The organism is Paenibacillus plantiphilus, assembly GCF_927798095.1.
Lineage (GTDB): Bacteria > Bacillota > Bacilli > Paenibacillales > Paenibacillaceae > Paenibacillus_Z > Paenibacillus_Z plantiphilus.
Window position 1 is genome coordinate 21184 of sequence record NZ_CAKMMF010000001.1, and the last position, 22850, is coordinate 44033.

Genomic DNA, 22850 nt, shown 5'->3' on the forward strand with positions numbered 1-22850 from the left:
CGCCCCCCTGCTCCCGCAATCTCGCAATCTCACAATCTCGCGATCTATCATGTTTACGTATTAACTCGCTTCATATCAATCTCGGTCATTCCTCTCCCATTATGCAGATATGGAATTAATTTGTCTATTCCTTAATCTTTTTTGTAAGCGGCTTTAGCCTGTGCAGAATCGTCAAGAGTTGTTGGCAGTCAACTACATACAGCGCTTGCATGCGCTGTTCCCCCTGCTTGTCACTCAGTCGGCATTTGGCAAAAGAGCCCCAGGCCCGCGGCAACGGGCACTGAGGCTCTTTAATTTCAACGCGATTGTGCCGTTCATGCCGGCATCTGGGGAAATTATCCCCTTCGTTCGTTACAGCTGTGGCGAACTATTCCTGCTCCGCCACCACTGTGCCCATCGCTTCCAGCGTCCGCAGCACAACAGCCGCAGATTCGGCCCGCGTCGCTGACGCTCCCGGATTCAGCTTGCCGCTGCTTCCTTTGAACAGTCCGCTGCTGACGGCATAGGCCATCGACACTCTGGCCCATCCAGATACCTTTCCACCGTCAGCATAGCTGGCCAGCAGCCTTTCTGCGTTCAGCTTGATGTCCGCATCAATCCCCATAACGCGGAAGAGAATAACAGCCATTTCTTCCCGTGCAAGGTGATCGTCAGGACGGAATTTGCCGCCCGCTCCTTGTACGATGCCAGCCGCTGCGGCTTGTGCAACAGCCTCCGCGTACCATGCGTTTTGAGGCACATCGGCGAATATGGGAGCCGGAGCCGGTTCTTCTGCAGTGTCCGCGATCAGCGGCAGCAGCAGCTTCACAAACTCGGCGCGCGTCACCTTGGCATTCGGCCGGAATGTACCGTCAGGATTGCCGCTTACAATGCCGCGGCTTGCCAATATTTCGACTTCATTCCGGCTCCAGTGAGTCTTCAGGTCGCTGAACGTATGCTCCGCAAGCAGCACCGCATACACGCCCGGCTCCTGCACCTCGGCAATGACTGTACCATTCTGTCCGTCCACGATGCCGCCCACATAAATCCAGTGGCCCGCATCCGATGAATGCTGGCGGTACAGCCCCAGCTTGCGCTTATCCGCCCCCTTGAGCAGCTCCGGCTCATAAGCCATCGTCAGCTTGCCGGGCAGGAGCAGACTGCCGTCCGCATCGAGCTTCCAGCGGTACGCTCCTGACACAGGCCGCAGGCGCGAATCGGTCGGCTTGTGCAGCGTCTCCTCCGACATTGTCGCTTTCCTCGCCATGCCCGCCGTAGTGCCGCTTCCCGCCAGCCACAGCTTCAGCTTGCCGCCGAAGAAGCTATACTCGCCTCCTGCCTCGCCCAGATCAGCGCTCTCCGTGGAGGAAGCGGACTGCCCTCCGTTGCCTCCACCTCCTGAACTGCCAGGAACCGGATTCCCGCCTCCAGCCGCCTTCGTTCTAACAATCAGCGCTTGCGCTATGGAAGCATTGCCCGCGTGATCGACGGCCCAGATTCGAATTTCATATTCTGTGGAAGGCGTCAAGTCCGTAATCGTATAGCGGCCTGCGCCTGTGGCGACGGTCACCGGATCATTCGCCGATGTCCCGTCCATTCTTGCCCATTGCAGCCTAGTCGCGGACAAATCGCTGTCCGGCGGGTCCTGCCACGCAAGCTCCACTCTTGTCGAATCCGGCGCAGCCGTCATTGCCGCAACCGCCGCAGGCGGAGCAATATCTCCGGTCAGCGGCTGCGTACCGGCTGTGTCCGCCGTCGTTTTCGCGACGCTGTAATTGCCAGCCGCATCATAGGCGCGAACCTCAAACTGATACGCCGTATGCGCCGACAGTCCCTGGAGCAGAGCATGTCTCTGATGCAGGGGAACCTCCACTGCAGAGCCTTCTCCAGCTGCATCCTGCGCCTTATACACAACCTCAAGCCTCGCCACATCGGCGCTCTGAGGCAGCTTCCAGGCGATCAGCGCCTCGTCGTTGTCCGCCTCAGCCGTCAGCTCTGTTACAGCGGCCGGCGGCGATGCATCCTTTTCTGAAACAACAATTTCGCCCTCATAATTTTCAGTCATCGGAATACCGGCATAGCTCTGCACGGCTCTGTCCACGAACACCCTGTACGTCTGTCCGATTGCCAGCGGGGCGTCCGGCGTAAAGCGAATGTGCTGCGAAGCCTCGCCTCCGCCCGCGTTAACCGGGGCGACAAGCTCCCACTGACCAGCAACGTCCGCATCGCGCTGCGAATCTATGACCGCAAAGAGCTTCTCCGACACCGTGGCTCCTTTAACATGCCGATCGAACAGAATGTCGACTGCCGCCCCTCCGGGAGCAGCCTCGATGCGAAGCGGCTTCGCGGGCAGCGTGGAGATCATCGGAATGTTGACGTCAAAATGCGGCGGAAGCACGGTCAGCTCCTTGCTTTCTGCTGGCAAATAGCCCTCCTTCTCGTACAGCACCTTCCACTTGCCCTCCGGCACATCCCAGGCATATCGGCCCGCAGCATCCGTGTATAGCGGATTGTCCTGTCCGTACCAGTCCGCATCCCACACCTCCCAGCGCATCGTGCCCGTATTCCAACGAAGTGCGGTCGCCCTTACGCCTTCAATCCGGTTATCCTCCGCAACCTCGAACACATATCCGCTCGGATCGTAAATCCATTCGGGATCGGCCAGCTTGCGCTTCGGCTTCTCAGGAATCTTGCAATAAGGATTGTTGCCGATATCAGCTTTCAATTGGTCCATCATGCCCCCAAGCTGGGCGTCCAACACTTTACCGAGCGCATTCCCCGCGATAAACAGCGCGATGGTGCCGATGCCGAATGTCGCCGGACCGGCAACCGCAGACGCGACCATAATACCCGCCTTGGTCAACTCGACGGCGATTAGATGGTTTTTCAAAAATTGAATATGGTCCATAAAAGGCGATACCATTTCCGGGCGGCAATATCTCGCAACCTTATCCATCATATCTTCCAGCTCTGCGAGCGTACCGACGCTGCCTCTGCCGTCATAGATCGAATAGGCCGCGTCTATCGTCTTCCACGTATTCTGCCCTTCCACAGACTTGAAGGCGAGGCCGATTCTGGCGGACACTACGCCTATCGCCGAGCTGAGCGTCCGGACTTGCGCCTTCCTAGCTGCAAATGAGTCCGGAAGTCCGGCATACGGATGGCTTTCCGCTCCGAGCGACATCAGCCCCAGCGCCTTGCCCATATCTAGTCCGTCCGCAAATTGATCGGCAGGTAGATAGCCCGTCAGCTCCAGCTTCAGCACCCCATCGACAAACGACTCCTTCATTTGGAAGCCGTACAACGGAACGCCTGTCTCCTTCTCCAGCGCCAGATCATTCGCACTCGGCGTATAAGTCGTCCGCTCCAGTGCGGCATTGACCGTCAACTGCGCGCCGCCGCCTGATGCTGCCGGCAATTTGCCCGTATAGCTCATCGACTGCTTGCGGTCCCCCGCCTCTCTTGGCGAGACGACCAAATTTTCCTGCACAGCGCCCCTGAATGCAGGCGGCAGCTGCGCACTAAGCTCCTGGGCTGGCGGCGGGAAACCTTCGATGCCAGCCGCTGATTCCCGCGTCTCATAATCAATTCCGATTGGCCCGGGATGCGAGACCCCGGATATTACCGCCTGATAGACGCCGTCCTTCAGGCTGGCGGGAACACGGGTCTGGCCCAAGTGGAACGCCACATTCTTCACCAACTCCGGATGATTAAACGTGAGCGTCAGTATGAACGGCAGGTTCGGTACGAACACATACGGAAAACGGGCCTCCCCTTCCCTTGGATCAATTTGGATCATCCTTCCGTCGATCTGCTTCATAGTAAATGCAATCGGTTCAGCGATACCCTCGTCATAACGCACGGCAACCGGAGCGCTGCTCCAGCTCTTCCCTGCAAGAGCCGCCCTCGCGCTCAGCTCCCATTGAGCCGTCCGCCCCTCTCCTTCGATCCTTACAGATGTCGACCATCTTCCAGTCGGTGCTGTCTCCGCCGTACCTACGACTCGGTCGCCGGCATAGACATCAACCAGACTGCCCGGAGGCGCCGTTCCGCTCACCGCAAACTGGCGATATGCTGTGCGCGACGGCGCGGATATCGCGATCCGGGAAATACTTGCCCGCGCAAGCCCGATCTCTTCCTCCGCGCTTCGTTCGCCCGTCCGGTAGCGCATGCGCGGGGCTACATCCAGTATCGCTTCGACGGGCTCGTCGGCGATGCGAAGCTGGTACTGCAGCGTGCCCTTCCCTCTTCCCGAAAGCGCCCCGAGCGGAACAATATATTGCCCGTTCTCCTGCTTCGGGGCAACCTGAGCGCCATTCCATACGACGCTTCCTGAGACAAGCTCAGCATCTGCAGGCACATCCAGCACTACGGCAGCATCGCTTAATGCTGCGCTGCCCGAATTGGCATAATTGACGCGAACCTGAATTGCCGCCCCCGGTCCGGGGCTATTCGAGCCAAGCAGCACAGCATTGCCCGCCTGTCCGTAGAACAGGCCGCTCGCGGTCAAATCCAGCTGGCCCAGATCGATCCGCTCCCGTTCACGCACATAGAAAGTGCGCAGTAAGGAGGACTTCCCGTCCCGGGACACAAGCCTCAGCTCATACGTTCCGGCCCCAGGCAGCTTAAGCGTCAGATCGCCTTCGCCAGCCGATCGGCTCGTCACATAGGAACGACGGTCGCCTTCATCCACCCGATACAGATTAAGCACTGCCTCCGCTCCGACCAGCTTGCCCGTCGCCGTGCTGCGCGGGTCGGGAAGTCGCAATTCGACCTCGCCCCTCCGGTCTTCTCCGATAACGGCCTCTGCGCAGGCCTTCGAATATCCTCCCTCGCGGCCGTCCACGCATACCGTCACCTTTTCCCCGGGATTGGCCTCGACCAGCATCGGATGCACATTGCCCCAGGTGACTCGGTTCGCGGAGACGCTCACGTTGAAATGAACCATTTCCCGCCAATCCAGATCGTAAGGCCCGATCCATGCGCCGTTTCCCGCTTCGGTATACAGCTTGATAGTAACCTCGGCAGGAATCCGCTCCGCGAAACGGAAATTCACGCTCCGGGTCTGTCCGCCCTCCATCTCGATACGCAAGGCTCCCGAGCTGAAGCTCTCCCCGATTAAAGCCTGTGCCGTTACACTGCCGGGAGGCACGCTCAACGTATACCTGCCTTCTTCATCCGTCTTCGCTTTATAATAGAATCCCCGATAAGAGACCTGCACCGTCGCCTGTCCCACCGGCTTGCCCTCGCGGTCAACAACCGTTCCCTCCAACGTTGCATTTGTCTTGAGTGCCAGTTCCACATACTGACTGTTTCTTCCGCTGGCCAGCGTTACCTCCTGCTCGTACGGCGCGTATTCGCCATCCGCCGGAACGGCGCGGATCATGACTTTCTTGCCGACCATCTTCTTGAACGCCGGGAAGTACAGATTGCCGTTCAGCGGCGTCGTCCCGGCGGCAAGCGGATGTCCGTCCGTATCGGTCACGATTACCCGGACATCGGAGGCCGACCCCGTCTGCTTGTGAACAACGACAGACAGCTGGGCCGGAAGCAGCGGCTCCGCGCTGACCTCATGACTGCCGCCTGCTGTCACTGTGACCGGCGCAATCGGCGAATCGTCGAACAGATCGAGCCCTCCCGCCCCAAGCAAGGTAAACTTATAATCGTCGGCTGCGGGCAGCCCTTTCATCGTCATTTCTTTCCGGCCTGCCAGCTGCGTCGTCTGATACGCATTGGCGCTCTTGCTGTAGATGGTCAACGTGCTGTCTTCCGGGAGCGCGAGTGATCCACCAAGCTTGATGACCACCTTGCCGCCCACCTTGATTTCTCCGCGCAGCGCCTCGGCTTCAGCCGTTTTGCCAGCTCCCTCGATCCGGGCTTTAAGCGACACTAGCTTGACGGCTCCCTCCGGGACCGACAGCGCTCCCGTATAATGCCCCGCTTCTGCACCTTCAATCAGCTCAACTGTCAGACTTCCCGGCATACCATAAATATCCTCATAGTCGAGTGTGGCCTTTGCTTCAGCCTCCGCCGGTCCGCGCAGCGTCAGCTTCACCGCATCGCCTTGCGCGGCATGCTGCCGGAAATACAGCGGCATGGCATACTGGAACGAAGCAATCGCGAAGCCCCCGATGCTGACCGTCTTCTCTACAGAATACGGTGCTTCCTGACCGCTCGCATCCACACTGCGTATGGTATACGTATAGCTTTTGCCCGGCAGCGCTGTCCTGTCGATGAAAGTCCGCACATTCGCGCTGGCGGTTGTTGCCAGTACCGTCCAGTCGCCGGAACCGCTCCGGCGCAGCACGCGGAACGCCGCGATCGTACCAGAACTCGGCTGCGGGTCTCCCCATGCAAGTCGCGCCTCAGTACCGTCTATCGTAATCGTCAAATCGGCGAGCCCGCTATAGGGGGCCGTGCGCACCGCAGCAGATGGTCCGTCCGCAGTCCATCCGCCGTCGGAAGAAACGGCCTGCACTTCAAAGGCATAATCCGTATCCGGCGCAAGTCCGGCTGCGACAGTCTCCAGCGTGCCCGCAGGAACCTCGATAGGCGACGGGCCTCCCGTAATCCGGTAACCATTCGCACGCTCAGCAGCCGTCCAGCTCAGCCTGACGCTGCTGCTGCCGATTTCCGCTGCCGTCAGCGCGCTGCCCGAAGGCCACGACGCAGGCAGCTCCGCAAGGGCAATACGCTGCCAATACAGCCCGGACACTGTCCGCTCGCTGCCCCGAACCATATCCATCATATTGGACTGGAAGGCCACATAAGCGCCATTGCCTGCAAGCCGTCCTGAAGCTGAGTAGTCTCTTACAGGCAAGGCAGGATCGTAAGGCAGGCTGACCAGCATGTTCGTCCCAAGCGCGCGGTCCCGAACAAACAGATTGCTGAAGCTGTCCGTATCTCCGGGAACGATATTTTTCTCGGAGGTGGAGAACAGCACATAACGACCGTCATCGCTCATGTTATGCCCCGTCAGAGAGGCGAGCGGCTGCTCCAGAAGCTGCTCCGGCCCCGTTCCCGGCGGCGCCTCGCTATCGTAGGTATAGATCATCGTTCTCATCTGCGACGGATTCTCCGGCACCCGCTGAGTAACGCTGAACGATACCAGTTTCCCATCACCGCTAATTCCGCCCAGACTGCTCCAGTAACGATTCGGGATCTGTCCGGTTACATAGACCAGCTTTCCATGGTCCGCATCGCTCTGGTCATACCAATAAACATCCGGATCATCCGACTTATTATCCTCCTGCGAATAGGAGTTGAAAGTCTCAAAGGCAATCTGCTTGCCATCCGTGCTGATCCCCATGTCAAAGGCATCGAGATGCTGTCCGCCGGGCATCATCAGCGCCTTCAGCTCCCGGGTATGCGGGTTGGCAATAATCGTATATCTCCCTGACTCCGGTGAATCATTAACCAAATTTCGCGCATCTGTGTTGAAAATAACCCTGTTCCCATCACCGCTTATTACCCCAGGGCCGCTACCTCCGCTTGCATGTCCGCCGTCCTGCGGCGTGCTGAGCTTCATCAATTCAGTTCCAAGCGTCTCATCGAAAATGCCATCTTCATCAATGTCCCGATCATACAGAAACACATCGAACTTCCCGTTCGTATCCGGCGTATCCAGCAAATCGGATGCCGAGGACTGGAAGACGATCAGCCGTCCATCGTCGCTGATCGAGCCCGACAGCGAATTGCCGTTGCCTGATTTGCCCGCCGCGCCTCGGCTAATAAGCTGAACAGTTCCAAGCGCGCCGTCATAGAGATACAAGTCAATCGTTGGTGTCGTATTGCTGCCGGGGAACTTCCCGCCATCGTTGACATCCAGCCCTTCGGCAGTCGTCATAAACAGCGTCCAGCGGCCGTCCGGCGAAATATCCTCCACCATCGCATTGTCGCTTGCAGCAGGCTTGCCATCGGCGGCGCGAACGTCCATCCGCACAATCTCCGGTCCCTGCGGCAATTTGACGCGCGACCATTCGCCGGCGGAGCTGTTGCCGTCCCCGTCTATTATCGCGATGGAAAAATCATAGAACTGCCCGTTGGCCAGATTCGGCACCGTCACTGACGTTACACTTCGGGGATACAGAACCGTCTCGTGAATCGTTCCGTCCGCGCCTGCGCCGCCCGTCTTGCGCCACCGCACCTTGGCCCCGACAATGTCCGGGTCGCCAGAATACGACCAGGACACCTGCGCTCCGCCAAGCACCGGAACCACCTGCGCCGCAGCACCGCCGGGCGGTGTCGTCTCGGGAGCCGTCAGCGTTGTCACCGCCAATTCCGCCGACCATTCTGACCAGAGGTAGCCGCTGCTCCCCGCCGCTACCCGAAAGCGATGCTCCGATCCGGGCGCAAGCCCCTCCGCCGCGAAGGATGCGGATGCTGTAATTCCGATCAAACGATCATCCTGCAGCACTTTATAGTAGATGGCGCCAGACACCGCCGGCCATGTCAGCGCAACATAGGATGCACCGGGCGATACAGTCACCTGCGCCTCTTCCGGCCAGACCGGGCCTGTGGCCAGCGGTTCAAGCGGCGCGGCATAAATATCCTTCGACGCGTCCGCGTCCGGTGCCGCTCCGAGATTCGTCGCCTTCGACTCGAACAGCACCGTGCTTGCGTCCGCACTGATTGCCGCTCTGTCACTGTGATCGTCCGCATTCCCGCCGGAGGCCGCCTGACTGATCCAGTATGTCTTCCCAGCTGCCCGGTCTCTCGCATATACATCGGTTCGTCCGCTGTCCGACGCGTCGAAGGCTCCATCGGTATGGAAGACGATATAACGACCGTCCGCGCTGATCGAAGGATCATAGACATCTACGCCTGGCTGATTGCCGCCGCTGTCTAGACTCCCGAGCTCCGTCGCGCCGGTCAGCCGGTTATAGACATACAGATCCTGCGCTGCCTTCGTATCCTCTGGCACGATATTGGTCGCGCGGGAGAGATAGGCCACATAGCTGCCGTCCGCGCTAATGATAGGATAATAGCTGTTCTTGTTGCCGGTCGCGCCCGATGGAGAACGGCTGATTTTCTTCATCTCGTCCGTTGCGGTATCGTACAAATAAACATCCCGAAACTTATCCCCTATTCTGGTCCCCGCATCGTCGGGCACAATGTCGGGCGACAAGGAATCAAAGGCGAGGAAACGACCGTCCGCGCTGATCGATACCCGCGATCTGAAAGTCTCATAAATATATTTTTGCCGTGCAATCAGCTTGACCGTGTTCAGCCTGCGGTCCAGCAGCCAAATATCGCAGTCGCCGCTCCCCTTGCTCTTCCCGGCGTAAGCGACATAACGGCCGTCCGCGCTAATCTGATAGGAGCTTCCCGCTCCCGCAAACTCAGAGCCCGGTACAGTCTCCGCGATCCGCTGAAGCGCGCCCGAGCGATTATCATAGAGAAACAAGTCCTCATTAAGATTCGTATCCCCGTTGATCAGATTAGTAGCCTTAGACGTAAACAGCGTGTAAGCGCCGTCCAGACTTACAGCAGGAGCGTAGCTGTCTCCATTCGCCTGCACACCGCCAGTTCCAAGATTGATTCGTTTTGTCGTGCCTGCGACGCGATCATAGAGGAAAATATCCTGCTTGCCGTTCGTGTCCCCGTCAACCAGATTGCCGGATGCCGACGCATAGGCGACATATCGACCGTCCCCGCTGACAGACGAAGACTTGCTGTCGCCTGTCCCCGGCGCTCCGCCCGGCGCAGCGCTGATTTTGACCGGGAAGCCCTCTCCGGCATCCGCGAGCTCCAGCGGCTCCGCCGCCTCGCCGTATACCGCATCCTCTACCGACACTCCCCCCGCTACCGCTTGTTCTAATACTCCTCCCTCTTCCGCTTCCGCGGCCAGCTGCTCCAGCAGCCCTTCGATCGATTCGGCCTCCCCGCTCTTCCAAACAGGACGGTCGCCGTAAACCGGCTGCCCCGCCCCGCCGGCCAGCATTACAACCACGAGCAAACCGGCAAGACAGCTCCTCCAGCCGCGCTTGCGCAGCCGATTCGCGGCCGACTCTATTCCACTATTACGAAATCCCCGACGCATATGACATGTCTCCTTTTTGCTATCAAATTCCCTTTAGCGTAAGGCACGGCCAGTCCCCCAACAAGTGACCCCAGTCATCTCTTTAGTCATATTTGTCACTTCTGTCATACACTGCGAACAAACAAAAGACCGCCTCACCGAATGATTTCGGAGAGGCAGTCAGCCATCGTATCCACTATTCTATTATGCTTGCAGAGGGCAGCGGAATCGCAATGGACAATTCGCAGCCCCTTGGCTCGCCTTCATCCGAGACAGAGGAGCGCAGCGACATTTCTCCATCCAGCAGCTGCACCCGCTCCATCATCGAGGCAAGGCCAAATCCGGGCTTAGCCGTCCCCAGAGGCTCGCCATCGCTGACAAGCAAGAAGCGCAGCAGCTCGCCGTCCATGCCAAGCGTAAAGCGGAAGCTTCTGCTATGTCCGTGGCGTATGCCGTTGGTCAGACCTTCCTGCAGCGCATGATAGATGACATTCTTTGTCAACTTGCCAATGAGCAAGCCGGGGGGCAGCACAATATCGGCTTCCAGAGCAATTTCCATCGTGTCCTTGGTATACTGAATCAGCTCCCGCAGCGACGCCTCCAGAGAAAGCTCCTGCTCGTCATCCGTGGTCATCAGCCTAACCGCCTTGCGAATATCATTCAGCCCTTTTCTCACCAGCTCCTCAAGCAGATCGAGCTTCCCTTCAGGCACGCCGCCTTCACGCTGGGCCAGCCTCCTCGTCGCCTCCAGCTGCACGATAGCTGCAGTCAGCGTATGGCCTACCACATCATGCATCTCATAAGCGATCCGGTTCCGCTCCTCCAGAACAGACATCTCGGCGAACGTCTCCGCCTTTTCGCGGAGCGTGACCGCCAAGGTGCGGTTCGCCTTCTCCAGCTCGGCCGTGCGCGTCTCCACAAGCCCTTCCAAATTGCGGTGGAACTGTTCAAGCTCCCCATTCTTCACCATCAGCTCCGCCGCATTGCGCTCCGACTCCAGATGAACGCTGCGAACACGCCCCACGATTGTCATCACCATGCAAATCATAAACAGAAACAGCGCATTGGGCAGCAGCCCTTCAATGACTCTGAACAAGTAAGGGGCTGCATTCAAAAGATAAGTCATCGGACCCGGCTCCAGATAAGCGAGCAAATAAAACAGGGTACTGACAGTAAACGTCCAGTAGCCTCGAAAAAGCCACAGCTGCTCCGGCTGCATGACAGCCTTTCCGTCCCCGCCGCCTTGCCTTCTCCTGCTGCGCGAATATCGCGCAAGAGAATAGGTCATCACGCCAAAAGCAACAATGGCCGCAATAACATTGCCGTTCCCCTGAACGTTCAGGAACCATTGAGGGACCACTGCAGCCATCGCAACCAGTGCCAGCACATACACTGCCATTGCGAGGCGAACGACTTGGACAATCCGCTGCCGCTCCGTGCGGAGCGCGTGGGCGTAGAAGCTGATGCAGGCCCAGATCGCAATCGGCACATTCAGCTCCTTCCAGTAATAAATCTCACGCACATTGAGGAACCATTGCAGAGAGCGGCAAGAAAATAACAGCAGGAAGCCCATCGACAGGCAGAACAATGCAAACCAGCCATATATTCTTTCTTTGCGGCGGATAAACAATACGAATCCAATAATACCGGCAATCAGGCTGAGCAAGGCATAGATGAAAAAAGACAGCTCGGACACCAGAGAAAGATACAGCAGCTGATCCAGCTCGCCCACCAGCACAAGATCATGGCCGAACAAGGGGCGTCCATTCCACTCCGTCCGAATGAGCAGATGCTTCCCGTTCAGCTCGGGATCGACGGGCACAGCATGCAAGACCAGATCAGGATTAATATGATTATTCGAGTCTTCCCGATTAAACGCATATATCGACTTGCCTTCCAAATACACTTCGAACCTGTCCAGCAGCAAAAAATACAAATACGGCTTATCCCAGGTCAAATCCGGCATAAAGCGCTGCAGCAGCACCGGCCCCACATAACCGTCCAGCCGCTCTCTCGCTTGGTCAAGGGGGAGCCACTGGGCTTTATCAGGATCATCCGTCCCGAATGAGATTTCCCAGGACTTCGTCAGAACCGTAAGCGAATTCCGGTCGCCGTTATACCGATGCTCCTGATCCAGCATAACCATCGGCAGAAACGTTCCGAGAACCAACAGGCATAACAGGCACCACAGCACCGGGGAGAAGCGTTGAATGTTCATAAGCGGTCATAACTCCTTCGTCCTTCATCCGTCGTCTTTCATGCGTATCGTCTTTCCATAAGCAATCGCTGATCGCCCATTTCCAAGTTCCGGTACCATTTAATGAAAGTGTAGCAAATCCCGCAAGGCTCGTATAGGGGAAATCGACCTGCTGCCCTTTTAGCACCGCGAAGCCGACCTCCTTCATGAACTACTTCGAGAAGCCCGCCAGATATGCTGTCACAATAGTCGACGCTATCGCATACAACTCCCCGGCACGCCAAAAATCTTAAACGGCTCCCCTCCACGCATGAACCAAAAAACGCGAGCGGCAGGGACGAAATGACCCTCACACTCGCGCTTTATTCACTAATCTTGAAGCGATCACTACCCGATGCGGTTATGAACCTACAGCTTGAACTCCTTGAACAAATCCTCCAGCATTTGACGAGCGGCCAGCGGGCCTGCTCCGAAGTTCCATACAATCGGATCAACACGAATGTAATTTCCGTTCTTAACGGCGTTCATCTCTTTCCAGAGCGGGTGGGATACCCATTCCTCATAGAGCTGGGGAACATTCTCCTGACCGGGAAGCTCTGTCGTAATGTCGAAGATATAATCCGCATCAAATTGCGGAATATATTCCTTGGACAGAATATCGAGCCCCGAGCCGGTGAATTCCACCTGCTGCGCCTTCGGCACCGCGAAGCCCACATCCCTCATGAACAGTCCCGGGAAGCCAGCCAGATACACCTTCACACTGTTGTCGCGCTGAATGCGAATGACAGAAACCTCGGTTGTCGCCAGCTTGTCGCCCATCTTCTCCCGGAATTCCGCCAGCCGAGCGTCCCAATCGGCAATCAGCTTATCCGCCTCCGCCTGCTTGCCGAGCGCCTGTCCGGCGATTTGCAAATTATCTTTCCAAGCGGCCAGATCCGCTGTCACAATCGTCGGCGCAATCGCGTTAAGCTGCTTGTAGATAGCTTCGTGGCGAACCTTCGTGCCGATAATGAGATCAGGCTTCAGCTCTACGAGCTTTTCCAGATTGGGCTGCCCTTCATCACCAACGCTCTCAACCCCGCTCATATCTCCCAAATAGGCAAACCACGGCTTCTCTGACACCGATTCAACCGCACCGACCGGCTTCACGCCAAGCGCAGCTCCCGTATCGTTCATTCCTTGGAACAGATAGACGACCCTCTCAGGCGCCTTGTCCAGCGTTACACTGCCCAGCTCATGCTTTATCGTAACCGGGAACGAGCTTGATGCTCCATCGTTCGGCTTTGCAGGCTCTTTTTCCTTGTTCTGATTAGCTGCCGGGCTTGTTGGCTTGTTGGCATTGCTGCTCTTCTCCCCGCTGCTGCACGCTGCCAAAATGAGTATCGTCGCCAGTGCAACAATCATCACTTTTACTGTTTTCATTGCTCTCTCCCCTTCAACCGTCGGCAGGCCGACCGGTTCTCTCCTTTGTATTGATAATAATTATTATTATCATTTACAAGTTTAATGAAGGAGATGTTTACTGTCCATATAGATATTTGTCCAAAACCATTTATTCATTTGCGATGGCAGGCGAGCTTGCCAGCCGAAATCTTCAAGCCTGAGGGCCTGTCAATTCGGCTGCGCCCGTCAACTCCAGCAATTCCTCCAATACAGCCTCCCGACCGCTTGGCGACCAGCTCATCCGAAACCAATTGGGAATGAAATAAACCTGTTTGTGCTGAACGGCCCGGATCGTCTGCCAGACATGAGTATTCTCCATCCGCGCATAAATCTGCTCGCTTCCGGCCCGGAGATGGTTCATATGAATCAGCAGACGATCCGCCTCCAGCTGCGGCAGCCATTCGGGGGCAAGCTCCAGACTCGCGGTGCTCATCGGCATATTTTTACCGGGAAGCAGACCCAGTTCGCTGTAGAGCAGCTCATTCAACGGATGGCCGACCATGCCCTGCAGCCGGATGCCCAAATGCGTCACCTGAATGACGATGAAGGACTCCCCGCGCAAGGCTGACTGGAGCTGGCGTCTCGCTGCCGCTGTACGCATCTCCAGCTCTTGGAGACGATTGTCCATTTCGGCCTGCAGTCCGAGAATTTCCGCTATTTTTTCATAATTATCCCGCCAGTTCATCTCCTTCAAGAGTACGACCTGGCTCGCGAGTGACTTGAATTCCGTCTCGAAACGGCCATGGTGGCGGTCGCAAATAATCAGATCAGGTTTTGCTGCCCGCAATTCATCCATTCTGGACCGGTAAATATGCTCATACTCCTCCTCGCTCATGCCCGGATAGCGGAAGCAGTTGACGCTGGAAACCGGCTCGATACCGAGGGAGCGCAGGCAATCCGAATATTGCAGGCAGGAAGCGACCGCTACCTTCATCCGGGTCTGCTTCATGTACAGCGTCGGAGATACGCCGACCATGCGATGAAACATATGACTGAAATAAAATTCGTCCCGATAGCCAACAGCGGACGCTACATCTTTGATTTTGTAACGGTTTTGCTCCAGCATCCGCTTGGCGCTTTCCATGCGGATCCCCGCCAAATATTCCGTCGGAGACGTCCCCTTCACCTGCTTGAACAGCCGGGAGAAAGAGCTAAGCGTCAGGCCCGCCATCTCGGACAGGCGCTTGACATCCAGCTTCTCATGAAAGTTCCTCTCCATGAAGTCAATCGTCAGCTCTATGCTCCGCTCAGAGGAATGAGCCGCCGTTGTCCGCTCAAGCTGCTGCAGCAGCGCAATTAGCAGCTCCTGGAATCGAAGCTGGATGCGGAATTCGTCACACTGTCGGCAGGATTCCTGGTACAATTTCTCGATCAATCGGCAAATTTGCGGGGGGTGAAGCAGCGGAAGCGCGCCTGCCGGAAGTAAAGCCGGCTCCTCCATGATTTCCCTACTATGCTGTTCAACAGTCGCAGGCAATCTGCCCGTCACGAAGGAGAAGGACACGACATAATATTCGACCGACTCGGTATGGCAGGTTACTACAGCCCCTGAATGCGGAGGGATAAGATACAGCTGTTGTTTTGCAAAAAGAATCGTCTCTCCGCACATGCGGAGAGTGCCGCTGCCACGAGCTACATAATAAAGAACGTAGACGGGAGCCGGACGAAGCCGGAGCTTTCGGGTGCTCGCGCTTGTTCGCAATCCGACTGTATGCATCAGACAAATAGAATGTTTAGATAACGTATAAACCGCTTTTCCCACAATTGCATCACCTTCCTTCGGGCAGGAGCTGTCATTGCTATCATTAATAATGATACTCATTATCAATAAATTGATTTCTATGATGGATCATACCATCTTGCAGGCAAATCTTGCAATGCCCCGCATGGACAACCCTTACCAAGCATTATTAGTTAATTGCAGCCTTCCACCGCTATGTCAGCATAACGCCTCCACAACTTCCATATGAATAGATACTGTACCACTATTATTGTACTTCAAAGGGGGGGCAATCTCATGCATCATACTGAGATTAAGGCGCTGGAACGAGCCATTCATGAAATAACTGAAATCGCGCAAGGGTTCGGCCTCGAATTCTACCCGATGCGGTATGAAATTTGTCCGGCCGACATTATTTACACATTCGGCGCGTACGGAATGCCCACCCGATTCAGCCACTGGAGCTTCGGAAAAACGTTTCACAAGATGAAGATGCAGTATGATTTTGGCCTAAGCAAAATCTATGAACTCGTTATTAATTCCAACCCCTGCTATGCTTTCCTGCTGGACGGCAACTCCCTTATCCAGAACAAGCTGATCGTCGCCCATGTTCTCGCACATTGCGATTTTTTCAAGAACAACGCCCGCTTCGGCAATTCCAACCGCAATATGGTCGAGAGCATGTCAGCGACCGCTGAGCGTGTCAGTCAGTATGAAATGATTCACGGAACTGAAGCTGTGGAAAAATTTATCGATGCCGTGCTGTCCATTCAAGAGCATGTTGACCCCACATTAATCAAACCGTATCAGCTTGATAAAGCGCGATATATCGAGCTGTTGAACAAAGACGATAGCGCGACCAAATCGGCGGCCAAATCCGCTTATGACGACCTGTGGGACCTCGATCCCGATACGCATGCCGCAAACATCGCAGAGCAGTCCAATGAATCGAAACGATTCCCGTCCAAGCACGAGAAGGATATCGTCTGGTTTATCGAGGAATATTCACCGATTCTCCAGGATTGGCAGCGGGACATTATGTCCATGCTTCGTGATGAGATGCTCTACTTCTGGCCGCAGATCGAAACCAAAATCATGAACGAAGGCTGGGCTTCCTACTGGCATCAACGCATCATGCGCGAGCTGGACCTGACCTCCGAGGAGACGATCGAATTCGCCAAGCTCAATTCATCCGTCGTCCAGCCGTCCAGACAGAGTCTCAACCCCTACTATCTCGGACTGAAAATATTCGAGGATATCGAGCGGCGCTGGGATCATCCGACCAAGGAGGAGCAGGAGCGGTTTGGCCGCAAGCCCGGCTTGGGACGCGAGAAAATTTTCGAGGTAAGAGAGATAGATTCTGACACCTCGTTTCTAAGAAATTATTTGACCAAGGAACTGGTTGGCGACCTGGACCTCTATATTTTCGAGAAGAAGGGCGCAGAATGGAAAATTACAGACAAAGCGTGGGAATCTGTTCGCGAGCAGCTTGTTTATTCCAGAGTCAATGGCGGATTTCCGAGCATCGTCGTTGCAGATGGAGATTTCAATAAAGTGGGCGAGCTATTCCTGCTGCATCAATATGAAGATGTTGAACTGGATCTCAAATATGTCGAGCGCACCCTTCCTCATATCGTACAACTGTGGGGCAAAACGGTTCATCTGGAGACTATCGTCGAAGACAAACGCATCGTATTCAGCTGTGACGGCAAGAAAACGAGCCGTAAATTCATCTCATAGATCCGCTCAGTCAGTCGATGGCATCAGCCACAATTGTAGATGATGATGTAGATAAATAGGGGGAACACCCCCATACGAAGAGGTGAATGACAATGTCTCTTGCCACTATTTTGTTCGGACCAAACCGCTGGAAAACAATATTGGCCGCAAACGCTCATGGGACGGATGAGCTTCAGGATAAATATGAATATTTGCAGCATAAAGGAGTGAAAAGCCGGCTGCGCGTCGAAGAGGATCACTCTCTCTTCGCCGTTCTGGCAATCGACTATAGAAGCAGCAGGCAAAGAAATAGAAGCATGGCCTTGCTCGTTCATGAAGAAGACCTATCAAGAGCCGTGGAAGCGCTTAACAAATATGAGAGTCTGCGCTATGCGGCCCAGACGCCTGTGCGCTAGACGGCTATGCGCAATAACAGACGAAAGACCTGACAACGTAAGGCTAAACCTTCCGCTGTCAGGTCTTTCGTCATCCGATCACCGCCGAGCCCGAACCCGTGAGCATAGGCGCTCCAGCTTGCTCTACACCCTTTTAACATCTACGATAACGTCAAGCGTTGCATCTCCCATGCCCCGATAAACGCCTTTGACAGGAACGATATCTTTGTAATCCCTGCCGTGGCACAGCTTGACGTACCGTTCCCCAACCCGTCCATCATTGGTGGGATCGAATCCGCACCAGCCGATGCCGGGCGCATAAGCCTCTACCCAGGCGTGCGTTGCTTGCTCGAAATCTGCGCTTCCTCCCTGAAGATCACCGACAAAATGGTAGCCGCTGACATAACGGGCAGGTACGCCCCAAGCGCGGCAGGCAGCAATCATCAGATGGGCAAAATCCTGGCAAACACCGCGTCTTCGAACGAACATATCGCCTGCAACCGTCGTCACATCCGTCGCCATCGGATCGTAGACAAATTCAGTACGGATCCGTTCGCACAAACAGGTCAGCCAGTCGAATACACTTGCCCCCGAAGCATTCGAAGCATCCAAAATATCCGAGATGTTCGACGGTCCGCAGCGATTCATCCCTCCAGCGGCAATTGACTCTGCATAGGCGGTTACTTCAGGCGTTATAGCTGTATAGTCAGTCGGCAGCAAATACTCCGCGAACCCATTCCCCGCTTCATCCGCCGCAAGCCAAGCCCACTCTTCCTCCGGGCTCATCCCGCCTTCCTTAATCTCCGGCTGCGCCTCTTCCTTCGTCACCACCGTCATCTGCGTCCGAATCATCATCCGCCCATGCGCTTCATTAACTGCGAATGCGTGAACCCGATTGCCGAAATAATCCTCATAGCTGAACAGAGATGCATTCGGCTCAACATGAATGGCATGCTGGAAGCAGGATTGCTGCTCATTCGTGAATGGCGTAAGCCGTACCTCATTGACACTGTCCGACACCGCTGACTGGTACGTATATTGTGTCGTGTGCGTGATGCAGAGCTTCATGCGCTAACCTCCCCCACGCGAAAAAAGGTTCCCGCAAACGTAATGCCGAGCTGCTGCGTAGACTGCAGCAGATGCTTCGTTACCTCCCTCTCGCTATCTAGAGAAAGCTCCTCCCCCTCCAAGCATGCCAGCTCCGCCTTAAGCTTCCCGACCTGGCGGATAATCCGGTCATGCGCTGTGCGGAGTCCCTTGTCCAGCAGCTCAATGCCGCGCAGATGCTCATCCATCGCATGCAGCGCGTAATGAACCGAGCGGGGAAATACCGTGTTCAGCACGAGGAATTCAATGATAGCATCCAGAGAAACACCATCGGCATAATATCTGCGGAATGCCTGATAGCCGCTCACCGACTTCAACACAGCCTGCAGCAGCGGATAGACGAGCTCCGCTTCATCAGCCGCCTTGTTATCCGTGATGCTTCCGTGCGGACTGATGGATTGCAGAATGCGCAGCGTATTCTCCGTCCGCTCCAAATACCGTCCGCATTCGATGAAATGCCATTCGTTCTCACGCGGCATGACCGACTGGCATACCCCTTGGAAGAGCGCAGTCCACTCCTTGATCCGTCCAAAAAACTGATGCGCCGATTCACGCGAGAAATCGATCGTTCCCTTCTCTCTAAGCCACAAATATAATCCGTTCGTCACATCCCACAGCTCGCTCGGCAGCTTTTCCCTAAGCGTGCGCACATTCCCTCTTGCATGGTTGACACAGACGACGAGAGAATTGGGATTGTCGCGGTCAAGTGTTACATAATGAACGACATCGCTCTCCTTATAAGAGTCATGCTGCCCCTCGTAAACGCTCCGGCTGCCAAGGGCATCTACAATACGTTCCCATTTGCACATTGTACCTGGACTAGCATCCGCATTCGCATCTGCATTCGCTCCCGCTTGCAGAACGCCCGCGCTTATTCCTTCCGACTGCAGGTGATAGTGCACATTAATAAGCCTCGCATGATTCTCCGCTCGCTCCATGTACCGTCCAATCCAGAATAATGCCTCCGCATTGCGATTCAGCATGATTCATCCCTCCATTGTAGTCGGTTATTGACTTAATACCCATGTGTCCTTGACACCGCCGCCTTGTGAAGAATTCACAACTAACGAGCCCTCCGTCAGCGCGACCCTCGTCAATCCTCCAGGAATCACATGCGCATCACTGCCCATCAGCACGAAAGCGCGCAAATCAATATGTCTTGGCGCCATTGCACCGCCCATCATAACCGGCGAACGCGACAGCTTCATCGTCGTCTGAGCGATATAGCGACTGGGGTCGCGGCGAATCGCGTCAGCGAACGCTGCGATCTCCTTCCCCGTAGCCGCTGGTCCGATCAGCATTCCGTAGCCGCCGGATAACGAGGTTTCCTTCACCACAAGCTGATCCAGATTGTCCAGCGCATAATCGCGATCCTCCTTGCGAGCGAGAATATACGTAGGCACGTTATGGAGAATCGGCTCCTCTGCCAAATAATAACGAATCATGTCCGGCACAAACGCATAAACCGCCTTATCGTCAGCCACACCGGTCCCAGGCGCATTCGCAATCGCCACATTGCCTGCCCGATAAGCATTCATAAGCCCAGGCACGCCAAGCAGCGAATCAGGCTGAAAAGCAAGCGGGTCGAGAAACTCATCGTCAAGCCGGCGATAAATAACGTCTACCTGCCTTAGGCCTCTCAGGTCACGAAGATAAATCTTATGATCCTTATAGACGAGATCCCGTCCTTCAACCAAATGAATACCTAGCTGCTGCGCCAGAAAGGTATGCTCATAATAGGCCGAATTATAAGCTCCCGGCGTCAAGAGAACAATGAACGGGTCACGCTTGCCCGATGGCGCCAGACTGCGAAGCGAGCTTAGAAAAACATTCAGGCTCCGTTCAATATCAGCCACACGGCTGGACAGATACAAATCAGGAAACAGCTCGCTCATCAGGCTTCGGCCTTTGTACAGGTAAGAGAAGCCCGACGGTGTGCGCAGATTATCCTCAAGAACGTAGTATTTCCCCTTCTCATCGCGGATGAGGTCGATGCCGGATGCCGTCATGTAGATGTCCTGCGGCACATCAAGCCCTGCCATCTCAGGCCTGAAATATTTGTTGCCGACAATCATCCCCCTGGGTACAACCCCGTCCTTAATAATTCTGCCCTCATGATAAATATCGCGGATAAAAGCGTTCAGCGCCGTCACTCGCTGCTTCATCCCTCGTTCAATCTCCTCCCATTCATGCTTGGGAATAATGCGCGGAATATAATCAAACGGAATCGTCCGCTCAAGCGGTTCGGCCTGATTGTGCGCATATAGCGTAAAAGTAATGCCTTCCTCCATCATGCGCTGCTGGAGGGTCGCATGCTTGGCAGCAAGCTCAGACGGCTTCAGACGGCCGAATAGCCGATGAACACCTTCATAATGCGTCCGTACCGATGACTCCTTGTCGAACATTTCATCATAGAAGGATTGTGAATCATAGGAATGAAATTGCGAATGCGCCGCCATGGACATGTCAACCGCCCCCAAAGCCATAATGTCAACTTAATGTAATATAGATGTTATATAATGTTCGGATTTTGCACTTCATTTTCGTTAAACCTTGAGTTATGTTACCTGAATCATACCTAATAACGATTTATATGTCAACTTATCTAACATTAAAACCACAAAAAACAAGGCCGATATCTATCAGCCTTGTTCTGTCGTCTAATCGCAACAGCTTCGCCGCTTAAAGTCCCTTCAGATCATTCGATATTTTCTCAATCGTATGAACGAAGGAAGCCAGCTCTTCTGATCTCGCAGCCTGATCTCTTGCCTGATCAGACGTTTGCTGTGATTCCTTGCGGACATGACTTACCTTGTTCTCAATCTGCTCCAGCCGCTCTTGAATACTCCCCATCGCCTCTCGCGACGAAGCTGCGAGCTTGCGCACCTCATTGGCAACAACCTCGAATCCTCTGCCCTGCTCACCTGCGCGAGCAGCCTCTATCGCCGCATTCAAACCAAGCAGGTGAGTCTGATCGGCAATACGCTTAATGAGAACCCCGACCTCGCCTATGGAATCCATATCCTCCTTCAGCTCGCCAAGCAAGCTATGCGAATTGTCCTGCGATTCTGCCGTCAACACAGCCGATTCTGCAATGGAGCGAGCGCTTTCATCCAACTCCACAATCATGCCGGCCAAATCCTGAACGGCTTGCGTTACAGATTGCAGAACACGCTTGCGTTCCTCAGCAAGCTGTCTCATCTCCTCCTGCTCCAGCTCCTCATAAGCTTCCAATACAAGCTGCGAATCGAAGTTGAACATTTTGGATAGGGCATGCATAATCGCTGTCCATTTATCGGGCAATGATTGTTGGAAAATTTGAGTCGATATATCCAAATAAATCATATAGGAGCCCAAGTACCAGTCCGTCGTCAAACCAATTCTGGAATGAACCGCTCCGACCCGAATCCGATTCTGGATAAACACCTCATCAATCACACCCTCTGTTAACGACATCCAGTAGACGCGCATCGTCTCCTTCAGCCGTTCAATCGTGCTGAATTTGGTTATGATTGCATTCAACTCTGGCTGCTGCACGACCCGCGCATAGAATCGGTCAACAACCTCATGACATACCTCTTTGAAAATTCCGCGATGCTGCGCCAACAGCGACAGATCCGCTTCAGTAATTCCGGTAAAATCGAGCTGTCTCTTACGTTCCGTTGAAATCTGAATCATGCTGTCTGTTGTCCCCCTCAATTCCTATACTTAAAGAAAGTAATATAGAAACATTATCGACAAATTGCATACAAACCTTTACCTTTTATGAGCAATTGTACGCAAACGTTCATAATCCCGCCCCATCCTTGATACATAACGCAAGACATTGTATATTCCATAGCGGCTGCGCTGGATTCCCGAATGAGATGATTCACCTTCCTCTGATTGGCGGCCGAGACCGTTGCATAGAAATGCTCGTCTCCGCCGTCATGCTCATTGAAATACACCTTGCGATCCACAGCATCGAAGCGAACGGCTTTATTCATATTAATAATCGCATTCCGGTCAATTAGCTCGAAGCCCAAGTCTCCGAACAAGCCCACCAGCTCCCGTGTCGTCTGCGGGAAGCGATACGCAGCTCCGTCCGCAGTAATAAACAGCGGTCCTTCCTTTCTCGGCACGATCATGCAAACCTCCTCGATATTCACCTCTGCCCTCTCACCCGCTGCATCCAACATATACATATCCGCCACCCCCATTGCCAGAGTCAGAGCGCCAACCATTCACGCCCACACCCCAAACAAGAACTTATGTTCCTATTATATCCCC

11 protein-coding genes are annotated in these 22850 nt (G+C 54.9%); 2 read left to right on the forward strand and 9 right to left on the reverse strand.

Translation table 11 applies throughout. The annotated features are described in order from the left end of the window. Nucleotides 1-367: 367 nt before the first annotated feature. The 4 genes from L6H65_RS00100 to L6H65_RS00115 form a co-directional block, all read right to left on the reverse strand. Complete coding sequence (locus L6H65_RS00100; protein ID WP_236338174.1) at nucleotides 368-10021, reverse strand: fibronectin type III domain-containing protein; 9654 nt, start codon at nucleotides 10019-10021, stop codon at nucleotides 368-370. A 175-nt stretch (nucleotides 10022-10196) separates the two neighbouring features. Beyond that, entirely contained in the window at nucleotides 10197-12218 is a 2022-nt protein-coding gene (locus L6H65_RS00105) for a sensor histidine kinase (RefSeq protein WP_236338176.1), read from the reverse strand. A 387-nt stretch (nucleotides 12219-12605) separates the two neighbouring features. Continuing rightward, entirely contained in the window at nucleotides 12606-13619 is a 1014-nt protein-coding gene (locus tag L6H65_RS00110) for an ABC transporter substrate-binding protein (RefSeq protein ID WP_236338178.1), read from the reverse strand. A 172-nt stretch (nucleotides 13620-13791) separates the two neighbouring features. After that, the gene (locus L6H65_RS00115) at nucleotides 13792-15402 is read right to left on the reverse strand and encodes a helix-turn-helix domain-containing protein (protein WP_236338181.1); all 1611 of its coding nucleotides are present in this window, start codon (nucleotides 15400-15402) and stop codon (nucleotides 13792-13794) included. Nucleotides 15403-15657: 255 nt separating this feature from the next. On the opposite strand from L6H65_RS00115, the gene L6H65_RS00120 reads away from it, so the two are divergent. Both L6H65_RS00120 and L6H65_RS00125 read left to right on the forward strand, forming a co-directional pair. After that, nucleotides 15658-17100 carry a SpoVR family protein gene (locus L6H65_RS00120; RefSeq protein WP_236338182.1) on the forward strand — a complete coding sequence of 481 codons (1443 nt, stop codon included), beginning with the start codon at nucleotides 15658-15660 and terminating at the stop codon, nucleotides 17098-17100. 92 nt (nucleotides 17101-17192) lie between these two features. Next, the gene (locus L6H65_RS00125) at nucleotides 17193-17495 is read left to right on the forward strand and encodes a hypothetical protein (protein ID WP_236338184.1); all 303 of its coding nucleotides are present in this window, start codon (nucleotides 17193-17195) and stop codon (nucleotides 17493-17495) included. Nucleotides 17496-17618: 123 nt separating this feature from the next. Here the strand turns inward: L6H65_RS00125 and L6H65_RS00130 are convergent, their stop codons facing one another. The 5 genes from L6H65_RS00130 to L6H65_RS00150 all read right to left on the reverse strand — a co-directional run bounded on the left by L6H65_RS00130 (nucleotide 17619) and on the right by L6H65_RS00150 (nucleotide 22765). Beyond that, entirely contained in the window at nucleotides 17619-18542 is a 924-nt protein-coding gene (locus tag L6H65_RS00130) for a transglutaminase family protein (protein WP_236338187.1), read from the reverse strand. After that, nucleotides 18539-19564, reverse strand: coding sequence for an alpha-E domain-containing protein (locus L6H65_RS00135; protein WP_236338189.1), 1026 nt, complete (start codon nucleotides 19562-19564; stop codon nucleotides 18539-18541). The genes L6H65_RS00130 and L6H65_RS00135 overlap by 4 nt, the downstream gene beginning before the upstream one ends. Nucleotides 19565-19588: 24 nt before the next feature. Beyond that, nucleotides 19589-21046: a circularly permuted type 2 ATP-grasp protein gene (locus L6H65_RS00140; RefSeq protein WP_236338190.1), complete on the reverse strand. Its 1458-nt coding sequence runs from the start codon at nucleotides 21044-21046 to the stop codon at nucleotides 19589-19591. Between the two features lie 217 nt (nucleotides 21047-21263). Continuing rightward, nucleotides 21264-22259, reverse strand: coding sequence for a globin-coupled sensor protein (locus L6H65_RS00145; protein ID WP_236338191.1), 996 nt, complete (start codon nucleotides 22257-22259; stop codon nucleotides 21264-21266). Nucleotides 22260-22312: 53 nt separating this feature from the next. Next, the gene (locus L6H65_RS00150) at nucleotides 22313-22765 is read right to left on the reverse strand and encodes a hypothetical protein (RefSeq protein ID WP_236338192.1); all 453 of its coding nucleotides are present in this window, start codon (nucleotides 22763-22765) and stop codon (nucleotides 22313-22315) included. Nucleotides 22766-22850 lie beyond the last annotated feature (85 nt).